Origin of the sequence: Streptomyces sp., assembly GCF_031178505.1 — a bacterium.
Classification (GTDB): domain Bacteria; phylum Actinomycetota; class Actinomycetes; order Streptomycetales; family Streptomycetaceae; genus Streptomyces; species Streptomyces gulbargensis.
This window is the reverse complement of sequence record NZ_JAPSIW010000163.1, coordinates 1-11,052: the sequence shown is the minus strand read 5'-3', so window position 1 is coordinate 11,052 and position 11,052 is coordinate 1. Positions and strand designations below refer to the sequence as shown.

Below are 11,052 nucleotides of genomic sequence, written 5' to 3'. Positions count from 1 at the left end.
GACCCGGACGTCGCCTTCGTCGTCGGCCCGCAGGTGTACGGCAACTACACCGGCGCCGTCACCAAGGCCGCCGAGTCACAGCAGTTCCTCTTCCACGCGCTCATCCAGCGCGCCGGGAACCGCTACCACGCCCCCATGTTCGTCGGCACCAACAACGTCGTGCGGATCACCGCCGTCAAGCAGGTCGGCGGCCTGTACGACTCCATCACCGAGGACATGGCCACCGGCTTCGAACTGCACCGCACCAAGAACCCCGTCACCGGCCGCTACTGGCGCTCCGTCTACACCCCCGACGTGCTCGCCGTCGGCGAGGGCCCCGCCTCCTGGACCGACTTCTTCACCCAGCAGCTGCGCTGGTCCCGCGGCACCTACGAGACGGTCCTCAAGCAGTACTGGAAGGCGCCCTTCAGGATGCCGCCGGGCCGCTTCCTCAACTACACCCTGATGGTCGTCTACTACCCCATGACGGCCGTCAACTGGCTGCTCGGCATCCTCAGTTGCGTCCTCTACCTCTGGCTCGGCGCCTCCGGCACCCAGGTCTCCTCCCAGGTGTGGATGATGATCTACAGCGACGCCGTCGCCCTCCAGATCGGCCTCTACCTCTGGAACCGGCGCCACAACGTCTCCCCGCACGAACCCGAGGGCTCCGGCGGCCTCGCCGGCATGGTGATGTCGGCGCTCTCCGCACCCATCTACCTCAAGTCCCTCGGCTCGGCGGTCCTGCGCACCCGGGGCCGCTTCGTCGTCACGCCCAAGGGCGGCGCGGCCAGTCCCGACCGCGTTCTCACCTTCCGCATCCACCTCTTCTGGGCGGCGGTCCTCGCCGTCTCCCTCGCGGCCTCCGCCCACTTCGACCACACCCACGCGGCCATGCGCACCTGGGCGGTGCTCGCCCTGGTCATCGCCCTCGCCCCGGTCACCGTCTGGGCCTGGACGGCCCTGAGGGAGCGGCGCCTGCTCCGGCTCCGCGCGCACGCCCGGGCCCGGGCCCGCGCCCGCGGGCGCGTCCACGCCCGCGAGGGCGTCGAGGTGATGCCCGTACCGCCGCTGCCCCCGCATCCGCCCGCGTCGGCCGCGCCCGCGCCGACGACGACCGGAGGGAACTGATCCATGGCCTACCGGCCGTCGAAGAAATTCAAGAAGACCCTGCTCGGCAGCGGTGCCGTCGTGGTCCTCGCGGCCCTCAACGCCCCCGCGGCCGTCTCCTTCGCCGAGGAGAAGTACCACGCGTACAAGATCGCCCAGCCCGGCTACAAGAAGGCCTACGGCTCCTGGGCGCAGGTCGACGTCCCCGGCGAGTACCGGGTCAACGCCATCCACGCCGCCCTCCTGCACACCGGCAAGGTGCTGCTCATCGCCGGCTCGGGCAACAGCCAGAAGAACTTCGACGCCGGCACCTTCGAGACCGTCCTGTGGGACCCGGCGACGAACACCTTCAAGAAGATCCCCACCCCCGAGGACTTCTTCTGCTCCGGCCACACCCAGCTGCCCGACGGCCGCCTCCTGGTGGCCGGCGGGACCGCCCGCTACGAGGTCCTCGACGGCGAGGTCCGGCGGGCCGGCGGCGGCATGCGGGTGAAGAACGAGAGCCCCGACAAGGCCGTGACCCTGAAGAAGGGCACCGTCTTCCGCTCCCCGTCCGGGGTCGAGTACGTCTCCACCACCGACGTCACCGTCCCGAAGGCCAAGCGCGACTTCGAGATCTCGTACTTCGAGAGCGGGCAGATGAAGCCCTGGAGGACCAAGGTGACCGCCGCCGAGGCCCGGGTCTTCGTCGAGGCCAGGAAGGAGGGCCCCCAGGCCCTCACCACCGAGGCCGCCCAGTACGAGATCGTCGGGCTCAAGGGCGAGGACGCCGACAACGTCTACGGCATCGCCCAGAAGCTCACCACCGAGAAGCAGGACTTCCAGGGCATCAAGGCCGCCTACGAGTTCGACCCCAGGGCCGAGAAGTACATCCCGGTCGCCCCCATGAAGGACGCCCGCTGGTACCCGACCCTGGTCACCCTCCAGGACGGCAAGGTCCTCGCCGTCTCCGGCCTCAACGACGTGGGCGACGTCGTCCCCGGCGACAACGAGATCTACGACCCCGTCACCAAGAAGTGGTCCAAGGGCCCCTTCCGGTACTTCCCCACCTACCCCTCCCTCTTCCTCACCAAGGGCGGCAAGCTCCTCTACACCGGCTCCAACGCCGGCTACGGCCCCGCCGACAAGGGCCGCGAGCCGGGCCTGTGGGACATCGGCAGGAACGCCTTCACGCGGCTGCCCGGCCTCACCGACCCCGACCAGCTGGAGACCTCCGCCTCCCTGATCCTGCCGCCCGCCCAGGAGCAGAAGGTCATGGTCCTCGGCGGCGGCGGGGTCGGCGAGTCGCCCAAGTCCACCGCCCGCACCTCGATCATCGACCTGTCGAAGGACAGCCCCGCCTTCCGGGACGGCCCCGCCCTCCCGCAGGGCACCCGCTACCTCAGCAGCGTCCTGCTGCCCGACGACACCGTCTTCACCACCGGCGGCTCGAAGGACTACCGGGGCCGCAGCGGCAGCGACATCCTCAAGGCCCAGTTCTACGACCCGAAGGCCAACGCCTTCCGCGAGGCCGCCGAGCCGACCGTGGGCCGCAACTACCACTCCGAGGCGCTGCTGCTGCCCGACGGACGGGTCGCCACCTTCGGCTCCGACCCCCTCTTCGACGACAAGGACAACACCAAGCTCGGCACCTTCGAGCAGCGCATCGAGGTCTTCACCCCGCCCTACCTGCACAAGGCCGGCGCCGACCGGCCCGTCCTCGGGGAAGGCCCGAGGGAGCTCGACCGCAACGGCCGGGCCACCTTCAGGACCCGCGACGCCGGCCGGATCGCCAAGGCCCGCCTGATGCGCCCGAGCGCCGTCACCCACACCACCGACGTCGAGCAGCGCTCGGTCGAGCTCGGCCTGACCAAGGGGCGGGACGGGGTCTCGGTCACCGTCGACGTCCCGGACGACCGCACCCTCGTCCCGCCCGGCTGGTACATGCTGTTCGTCACCGACCGGGACGGCACCCCGTCCGAGGCGAAGTGGCTCCAGGTGGGCTGAGCCCGGGCGGGCACGGCCGGCGGTTCAGGACACCGCCCGCCGCGCCAGGCCCAGCGCGTAGTCCGGCCACCACGTCCCGGCCGCCGGGCCGCCCCGGCACTGACCGTCCGACTCGCCGGGACGTTTGATCCACAGGTAGGCGTCGATCAGCGCGTCCCCGGTCCGGTCCGTCGGCGGCACGCCGAGCGACCGGCCCGGCGGATTGCACCAGGCCTCCGCCCGGTCGCCCGGGAGGGGGCCCGCGCCGTTCCTGCTCGTGTCCACCGTGAAGTGGAGGCCCCCGAGGAGCCCCGAAAGGGTCGCGCCGAAGCTCCGGACCGCCTCGTTCGTCTGGAAGTTCGACACGTTGAGCGCGAAGCCGTCGGCCCGGGCCACCCCCGCCCGCCGCAGGGGCTCCACCAGCTTGCCCGGATCCTCGATCCAGGCCGGGTTGCCCGCGTCCAGATAGACCCGGACGCCCGGCTGCCGCTTGAGCCGTACGATCGCGTCCGCGAGCAGCCCGTACCGCTCGTCGTGGTACTGCGCCGGGGTGCAGCCGTCCACCACGTGCGGCACCGCGTCCGGCTCCAGGACGACGATCGCCCGCGCGTCGCCGATCGCGGAGGCGAAGGCGTCGATCCAGTCCCGGTAGGCCTGCCCGTCGTGCGCGCCGCCCGCCGAGTACATCCCGCAGTCGCGGTGCGGGATGTTGTACGCGACGAAGACGGCCGTGCGGTTCCCGGCCGCGGCGCCCCGCACCGCCCGCGCGATCTCGGGCACCGGGTCGTCACCCGCCGGCCACACCGCCACCGGCCGTTCGGCGATCCGCCGCAGGACCCGGGCGTCCTCGTTCCTGCCCTCCGCCTCGAACGCCCGCACCTGCCGGGCCGCGTCGCTCTCCGGGTCCACCCAGAACGGCGAGCCGCTCGCCGGCGCCGCCGACCGCGCGGGGGCGGACGGCGGCCCGACGGGTGTCCGGCGGGGCTCCTCGCCGGGGGAGCAGCCGGGCAGCAGCAGCGCGGAGACGAGCGCCAGGGCGGCGGCGGTGACGGCGGAGCGGCGGGACATCCGGCCCCCAGGGTCGGGTACGGGACGGTGCGGGACGGTCCGGACGGGCACGGGGACAGCGCGTCACGAACGGAGCGGCGAGGCGTCACAATCCGTGACATACCGGGTCATCGTGGCATAGTCGCCGGTCACTCTCCGGTTGCGACACCGCGCGGCCCCCCGCGACCGAAGGGCGAGACGGGGCTGACCGCCATATGACCAGTCGGTAAGGTCGACGCGTGCCGAAGCCGCTCAGTCTCCCCTTCGACCCCATCGCCCGCGCCGACGAACTCTGGCAGAAGCGCTGGGGTCCGGTCCCCTCGATGGCCGCGATCACCTCGATCATGCGGGCCCACCAGATCCTGCTCGCGGAGGTCGACGCCGTCGTCAAGCCGTACGGGCTGACCTTCGCGCGGTACGAGGCCCTGGTCCTGCTCACCTTCTCCAAGGCGGGCGAGCTGCCCATGTCGAAGATCGGCGAGCGGCTGATGGTCCATCCCACCTCCGTGACGAACACGGTCGACCGGCTCGTGAGGTCCGGCCTCGTCGCCAAGCGGCCCAACCCGAACGACGGCCGGGGCACCCTCGCCTCCATCACCGAGAAGGGCCGCGAGGTCGTCGAGGCCGCCACCCGCGACCTGATGGACATGGACTTCGGGCTCGGCGCCTACGACGCCGAGGAGTGCGCCGAGATCTTCGCCATGCTCCGGCCGCTGCGCGTGGCCGCGCACGACTTCGAGGAGTCCTGAGCCCTCCCCGGGCCCTCCCGAAGATCGCCCGGAAGGGGCGGTTACGCTCGACTTCATGAAATCCAGCGTGCTGACCCGCTACCGCGTCATGGCCTACGTGACCGCCGTCATGCTCCTCGTCCTGTGCGGGTGCATGGTGGCCAAGTACGGCTTCGACACGGGCGAGGACGTGACCTTCGCGGTCTCCCAGCTCCACGGCGTCCTCTACATCCTGTACCTGATCTTCGCCTTTGACCTGGGCTCCAAGGCGAAGTGGCCGTTCGGCAAGCTCCTGTGGGTGCTGCTGTCGGGGACGATCCCCTTCGCCGCCTTCTTCGTCGAGCGCAAGATCGTCGCGGAGACCCTGCCGCTGGTCCGGAACACCGCCGCGGAGCCCGTCAAGGCGTGATCCACACCGCCGCGCGCGGCGCGCGCGGCGGTTGCCCATCGACATTTACTAGGACGTCCTAGTAAATTCGATCGTATGGACGCTGACGCGATCGAGGAGGGCCGCCGCCGCTGGCAGGCCCGTTACGACAAGGCCCGCAAGCGCGACGCCGACTTCACGACGCTGTCCGGGGACCCGGTCGAGCCCGTCTACGGCCCCCGGCCCGGGGACACGTACGAGGGCTTCGAGCGGATCGGCTGGCCCGGCGAGTACCCCTTCACCCGCGGCCTGCACCCCACCGGCTACCGCGGCCGGACCTGGACCATCCGCCAGTTCGCCGGCTTCGGCAACGCCGAGCAGACCAACGAGCGCTACAAGATGATCCTCGCGGCGGGCGGCGGCGGCCTCTCGGTCGCCTTCGACATGCCCACCCTCATGGGCCGCGACTCCGACGACCCCCGCTCGCTCGGCGAGGTCGGCCACTGCGGCGTCGCCATCGACTCCGCCGCCGACATGGAGGTCCTCTTCAAGGACATCCCGCTCGGCGACGTCACCACCTCGATGACGATCTCCGGCCCGGCCGTCCCCGTCTTCTGCATGTACCTCGTCGCCGCCGAGCGCCAGGGCGTCGACCCGGGCGTCCTCAACGGCACGCTCCAGACCGACATCTTCAAGGAGTACATCGCGCAGAAGGAGTGGCTGTTCGAGCCCGAGCCCCACCTGCGCCTCATCGGCGACCTCATGGAGCACTGCGCGGCGAAGATCCCCGCGTACAAGCCGCTCTCCGTCTCCGGCTACCACATCCGCGAGGCCGGGGCGACGGCCGCGCAGGAACTCGCCTACACCCTCGCCGACGGCTTCGGCTACGTGGAGCTCGGCCTCTCCCGCGGCCTGGACGTCGACGTCTTCGCCCCCGGCCTCTCCTTCTTCTTCGACGCGCACCTCGACTTCTTCGAGGAGATCGCCAAGTTCCGCGCCGCCCGCCGCATCTGGGCCCGCTGGATGAAGGAGGTCTACGGCGCGAAGACCGACAAGGCGCAGTGGCTCCGCTTCCACACCCAGACCGCCGGCGTCTCCCTCACCGCCCAGCAGCCGTACAACAACGTCGTGCGCACCGCGGTCGAGGCCCTCTCCGCGGTCCTCGGCGGCACCAACTCGCTCCACACCAACGCCCTCGACGAGACCCTCGCCCTCCCCAGCGAGCAGGCCGCCGAGATCGCGCTCCGCACCCAGCAGGTCCTCATGGAGGAGACCGGCGTCGCCAACGTGGCCGACCCGCTGGGCGGTTCGTGGTACGTCGAGCAGCTCACCGACCGGATCGAGGCCGACGCCGAGAAGATCTTCGACCAGATCAAGGAGCGCGGCCGCCGCGCCCACCCGGACGGTCAGCACCCCATCGGCCCGATGACCTCCGGCATCCTCCGCGGCATCGAGGACGGCTGGTTCACCGGGGAGATCGCCGAGTCCGCCTTCCGCTACCAGCAGGCGCTGGAGAAGGGCGAGAAGAGGGTCGTCGGCGTCAACGTCCACCACGGCTCCGTCACCGGCGACCTGGAGATCCTGCGGGTCAGCCACGAGGTCGAGCGCGAGCAGGTCCGCGCGCTCACCGAGCGCAAGGCCCACCGTGACGACGCCAAGGTGCGCGCCTCCCTCGACGCCATGCTGGCGGCGGCCCGGGACGGCTCGAACATGATCGGCCCGATGCTGGAGGCCGTACGCGCCGAGGCCACCCTCGGCGAGATCTGCGACGCGCTGCGGGACGAGTGGGGCGTCTACACGGAGCCCCCGGGCTTCTGACCGGCCACCGGCCGAAGGGGCGGTACGGGATCTCCCGTACCGCCCCTTCGCGGTACGGCACCCGGACGCCGTACGGCCGCTTCGCGCCGCGCCGCTCCTTCGGCCGGCCGCCTCCGCGGCGGCGTGCGGCTCCCCGGCCGGCCGGCTCCCTAGGGAGCGGCGGCCACCGCCCCCAGGCCTCCCACCAGGAGCGCCGAGAGCCGCGCCACCCAGTCCCCGTCCACCGGCTCGGCGCTCACCAGGGCGCGGTGCACCACCGCGCCCGCGATCACGTCGAAGATGAGGCCGTCGGTCGCCTCCACCGTCACCGGGTCCCGGTCGACCGGGAGTTCACCGCGCAGCTGCGCCCGCCGGCGGCCGTCCAGGACCAGGCGCTTCTGGCGCTCGACGATCGAGGAACGGATGCGTTCGCGCAGCGGCTCGTCGCGGGTGGACTCGGCGACCACCGCCATGAGGGCGGTCTTGGTCTCGGGGCGTTCGAGGAGGGCGGCGAACTGGAGCACCACGTACTCGATGTCGGCGCGCAGGGAACCGAGATCGGGCAGTTCGAGTTCGTCGAAGAGGACGGCGACCGCGTCCACGACGAGCTCGTTCTTGTTGGCCCACCGGCGGTAGAGGGTGGTCTTGGCAACCCCGGCGCGCGTGGCGACGTCCCCCATGGTGAGCTTCGACCAGCCGAGCTCGACCAGGGCGGCACGGGTCGCCTCCAGGATGGCCGCGTCGGCCTCCGTGGAGCGGGGGCGACCGGTACGGCTGGTGCGGGGGCTGGTGCGGCTACACATGGACGTCGACCATACCCGCCGGTAGGTACGGCGCCAGAGGGCGGCGATGTGAGGCAGTTCACCGTCCGGATCTCGCCCCGGCCCACCCTCTGCCATTACGCTACGACCCGTAGCGAAAGGCATTGAGCGGCCTGAGCGACAACCAGTGAAAGGCACCGGGTGGGGACCCGGTGCGAGGCGCCGGGTGGGGACCCGGTCGCCGAAGAGGACAAACCGTGCCAGTGCCCGCGCGTCTCGAACCACCGGCGGGAGACGGCGGGCGGCACGGTTCAGCCATGGCTTACCGGTTACGCGCGCGGAAGGGGGAGGATGTACCCATGCAGCCCCGAAACATGTCCATGAGCGGCGTCGTCGACCTCGCCGCGGTGAAGGCGGCCGGAGAGGCCAAGGCGAAGGCGGAGCAGGCGCGCGCCGAGGCCGCCCGGCAGGGTGGTTCCGCGGCGGTCCCGCCCTCCGCCCTGGTGATCGACGTCGACGAGGCCGGCTTCGAGCACGAGGTCATCCAGCGTTCCGCCGAGGTCCCGGTCGTCCTCGACTTCTGGGCCGAGTGGTGTGAGCCGTGCAAGCAGCTCGGCCCCCTCCTGGAGCGCCTCGCCGTCGAGTACAACGGCCGCTTCCTGCTCGCGAAGATCGACGTCGACGCCAACCAGATGCTGATGCAGCAGTTCGGCATCCAGGGAATTCCGGCCGTTTTCGCGGTGGTCGCCGGCCAGGCGCTGCCGCTGTTCCAGGGCGCCGCGCCCGAGGCCCAGATCCGGCAGACCCTCGACCAGCTGATCCAGGTCGGCGAGGAGCGCTTCGGTCTCACCGGTCTCACCGTGGACGGCGACGCCGACGGCGCCGCTCCCGCGCAGCGGCCCGCCGGCCCGTACGACGGCCTGCTGGAGGCGGCCATGTCCGCGCTCGACGCGGGCGACCTGGCCGGCGCCGTCCAGGCGTACAAGAACGTGCTCGCCGACGACCCGGCCCACCCCGAGGCCAAGCTGGGCCTCGCGCAGGCCGAGCTCCTGAGCCGCGTGCAGGGCCTGGACCCGCAGGCCGTCCGCAAGAACGCCGCCGACAAGCCGGACGACGTCGCCGCCCAGATCGCCGCGGCCGACCTCGACCTCGTGGGCGGTCACGTCCAGGACGCCTTCGGCCGCCTGATCGAGACGGTCCGCCGCACGGCGGGCGAGGACCGGGACGCGGCGCGGGTGCGGCTCCTGGAGCTGTTCGAGGTCATCGGCGGCGACGACCCCCGTGTGACGGCGGCCCGCCAGGCTCTCGCGCGCGTCCTTTTCTGAGCCGTACCCGGCATGGCCGGATCGCTTGACGATTTGGCGACAGAGCGACGGACAGCGGCTCCGCTTTACCAAAACTTGGTAATGCGGGGCCGCTGTTACTTGCAGTAAATCAAACAGGGGATTCTGTCCGCATTCACCCGGCAATCCTCCGCTATCGGGCGCGACGTGCCCCCACCCTGCGTACCCGTTCGGTACCGCCCTGCCATGGCCCGGTTATCCACCCGTTACTAGTCAGTAACGACCCCCCTTGTGCGGCGCCCGCGAATGCACCACGATCGGCCACGCTCGGTCCGAACCGCACCCCCCGGCACCCACCGGGCCCGCGGAGAGGGTCCCCACCGGGCGGGCCGGCGCCCCGGGCGCCGGTCGTGGACAGGGGGGTTCCTGCTCCCACCGGGCAGGGCCTGTCCAATCAGGTCGCGCGCACCGCGCGGCCCGTGGTTGTCGCTCGGGGGTGATCGCCGGTGATTCGGACGCGCGTCGCGCCGCCTGATGCCTCGGCGCTCTCCTTCCCGAGGACGTAGCACTTCTCCCATCCCAGGACGGGCCCCGGCCCGCCCGGAGATGTACGTCCGAGAAGGAGGATTCTCATGAAGTCCCAGGTTCGTGGCGGGACCAGATGGAAGCGTTTCGCCGTCGTGATGGTGCCCAGCGTGGCGGCGACGGCAGCGATCGGTGTCGGTCTGGCGCAGGGTGCGCTGGCGGCGTCGTTCGCGATCTCCGGCCAGGAGTTCAAGGTCAAGGCCAAGAGCCTTCAGGGCTACGACTTCGTTCAGTACGGCAGCGTGGACTCCGGCAACGACCTGCACGGCAAGCCGTTCGCGGCTCCCGTCGCGGTCTCCGGTTTCTCCGAGGCCTACATCACCGAGATGTGCCAGTCGGTCGTGACGCCGAAGGTTCCCTTCGTCGGTGACGTCACCCTCCAGCTGACCGCCGGCACGCAGGGCGACAAGGACCCGAAGCGCCGTGTCTACGCCAAGGACATCTACCTCGATGTCTCGATGCTCAAGACGGACGCCGAGTTCAAGAAGATCGACATCGGTGTCGCCGCCGGTGCGCTCAACGGAGGGGACAAGACCAAGCCGGGCATTCAGCCGGGCACCCCCTCCGATCGCGTGAACCTGAACGGCTTCGCCCAGCGCGCCGAGGAGGCGACGCTCTCCAACGTCCGGCAGAAGGCGTGGGCCACCACGGCCGCCACCTTCAAGCTCCCCGACCTGAGCCTGTCCCTGCACCGGGGCACCTCCGAGGAGTGCTTCCAGGACTGACCGGTCCTGAGGGTGCGGACCGCCCGGTGGTCCGCACCCGTTCCGGGGCACGCCCCCGACTCCCCACCTTCTTCAGCAACACCGCTTCCAGGGAGCTGTTTCCATGAGCGCCGAGATCCCCGCTTCCCGCGAAGTCCCCAAGGAGAACCGGTTCAAGGTCTGGCGGCAGACCCGGCCCTTCTGGGCGGGACTGTTCACCATCATCGGCGGGGTGCCGATCGCCTATCTCCCCTACGGGGACATGCGGCTCGGCAACATCACCCTCGCCATGAAGACGACCGCCGGATCCGGCGCGCTGATCATCGGCGTCCTCCTCATCACGCTCGGCCTGACGATGTGGTACCAGCCCATCGTCCGGGTCTTCGCGGGTGTCGCGACGATCGTCCTGGGGCTGGTCTCCATTCCCGTGTCGAACTTCGGCGGTCTCGTCATCGGGTTCCTGTTCGCCCTCATCGGTGGCGGCATGTCCGTGGCCTGGGCCCCTGCCCCGCCGATCGAGGAGTCCGCCGACGCGGAGCACGACGGCCGGCCGGAGGCCTCCGCGGAGGCCGCCCACGCGTCCGGGACCGGGACCCAGGCCATGGTGGCGGCCGGTGTCCCGGAGCAGCGCGAGGCGTACGGCCAGCCGGTGACCGACACGACGATCGACGCCAACGGCGGGAGGAACAGTGCGGGGTGACGAGACCCAGCCGGCGCTCGCGAAAGGTC

The 11,052-nt window shown here is 71.1% G+C and carries 10 protein-coding genes; 8 read left to right on the top strand and 2 right to left on the bottom strand.

Going from position 1 to position 11,052, the window contains the following annotated elements; genetic code table 11:
• Together RIF68_RS13960 and RIF68_RS13955 are read left to right on the top strand one after the other, a co-directional pair.
• Positions 1–1,107, top strand: a 1,107-nt coding sequence (locus tag RIF68_RS13960; RefSeq protein WP_309051551.1) for a glycosyltransferase family 2 protein, incomplete at its 5' end; no start/stop codon positions are given.
• Positions 1,108–1,110: 3 nt separating this feature from the next.
• Entirely contained in the window at positions 1,111–3,072 is a 1,962-nt protein-coding gene (locus RIF68_RS13955; RefSeq protein WP_309051550.1) for a galactose oxidase-like domain-containing protein, read from the top strand.
• A 24-nt stretch (positions 3,073–3,096) separates the two neighbouring features.
• On the opposite strand, the gene RIF68_RS13950 is transcribed toward RIF68_RS13955, so the two are convergent.
• Positions 3,097–4,119, bottom strand: coding sequence for a glycoside hydrolase family 6 protein (locus RIF68_RS13950; RefSeq protein WP_309051549.1), 1,023 nt, complete (start codon positions 4,117–4,119; stop codon positions 3,097–3,099).
• Positions 4,120–4,337: 218 nt separating this feature from the next.
• On the opposite strand from RIF68_RS13950, the gene RIF68_RS13945 reads away from it, so the two are divergent.
• The 3 genes from RIF68_RS13945 to RIF68_RS13935 all read left to right on the top strand — a co-directional run bounded on the left by RIF68_RS13945 (position 4,338) and on the right by RIF68_RS13935 (position 7,011).
• Positions 4,338–4,847, top strand: coding sequence for a MarR family transcriptional regulator (locus tag RIF68_RS13945; protein ID WP_309051548.1), 510 nt, complete (start codon positions 4,338–4,340; stop codon positions 4,845–4,847).
• A gap of 55 nt (positions 4,848–4,902) precedes the next feature.
• On the top strand, positions 4,903–5,235 hold the full coding sequence (locus RIF68_RS13940) for a DUF3817 domain-containing protein (protein WP_309051547.1): 333 nt from the start codon (positions 4,903–4,905) through the stop codon (positions 5,233–5,235).
• 75 nt (positions 5,236–5,310) lie between these two features.
• Positions 5,311–7,011, top strand: coding sequence for a methylmalonyl-CoA mutase family protein (locus RIF68_RS13935; RefSeq protein WP_309051546.1), 1,701 nt, complete (start codon positions 5,311–5,313; stop codon positions 7,009–7,011).
• Between the two features lie 149 nt (positions 7,012–7,160).
• Here RIF68_RS13935 and RIF68_RS13930 read toward each other — a convergent pair whose 3' ends face one another.
• Complete coding sequence (locus tag RIF68_RS13930) at positions 7,161–7,793, bottom strand: TetR/AcrR family transcriptional regulator (protein WP_309051545.1); 633 nt, start codon at positions 7,791–7,793, stop codon at positions 7,161–7,163.
• Positions 7,794–8,110: 317 nt separating this feature from the next.
• On the opposite strand from RIF68_RS13930, the gene RIF68_RS13925 reads away from it, so the two are divergent.
• From RIF68_RS13925 to RIF68_RS13915, 3 genes are all read left to right on the top strand, one after another.
• The gene (locus RIF68_RS13925; RefSeq protein WP_309051544.1) at positions 8,111–9,076 is read left to right on the top strand and encodes a tetratricopeptide repeat protein; all 966 of its coding nucleotides are present in this window, start codon (positions 8,111–8,113) and stop codon (positions 9,074–9,076) included.
• Positions 9,077–9,666: 590 nt separating this feature from the next.
• Positions 9,667–10,344 (top strand): DUF6230 family protein, encoded by a 678-nt coding sequence (locus tag RIF68_RS13920; RefSeq protein ID WP_309051543.1) that lies wholly within the window; start codon positions 9,667–9,669, stop codon positions 10,342–10,344.
• A 103-nt stretch (positions 10,345–10,447) separates the two neighbouring features.
• Positions 10,448–11,023 (top strand): DUF6114 domain-containing protein, encoded by a 576-nt coding sequence (locus RIF68_RS13915; protein ID WP_309051542.1) that lies wholly within the window; start codon positions 10,448–10,450, stop codon positions 11,021–11,023.
• Positions 11,024–11,052 lie beyond the last annotated feature (29 nt).

What these genes read in the sequence shown, in the direction of transcription:
- RIF68_RS13930 (WP_309051545.1), bottom strand. Translation starts at nt 7,793, where the DNA reads ATGTGTAGCCGCACCAGCCCCCGCACCAGCCGTACCGGTCGCCCCCGC.
- RIF68_RS13925 (WP_309051544.1), top strand. Translation starts at nt 8,111, where the DNA reads ATGCAGCCCCGAAACATGTCCATGAGCGGCGTCGTCGACCTCGCCGCG.
- RIF68_RS13955 (WP_309051550.1), top strand. Translation starts at nt 1,111, where the DNA reads ATGGCCTACCGGCCGTCGAAGAAATTCAAGAAGACCCTGCTCGGCAGC.
- RIF68_RS13915 (WP_309051542.1), top strand. Translation starts at nt 10,448, where the DNA reads ATGAGCGCCGAGATCCCCGCTTCCCGCGAAGTCCCCAAGGAGAACCGG.
- RIF68_RS13950 (WP_309051549.1), bottom strand. Translation starts at nt 4,119, where the DNA reads ATGTCCCGCCGCTCCGCCGTCACCGCCGCCGCCCTGGCGCTCGTCTCC.
- RIF68_RS13935 (WP_309051546.1), top strand. Translation starts at nt 5,311, where the DNA reads ATGGACGCTGACGCGATCGAGGAGGGCCGCCGCCGCTGGCAGGCCCGT.
- RIF68_RS13920 (WP_309051543.1), top strand. Translation starts at nt 9,667, where the DNA reads ATGAAGTCCCAGGTTCGTGGCGGGACCAGATGGAAGCGTTTCGCCGTC.
- RIF68_RS13940 (WP_309051547.1), top strand. Translation starts at nt 4,903, where the DNA reads ATGAAATCCAGCGTGCTGACCCGCTACCGCGTCATGGCCTACGTGACC.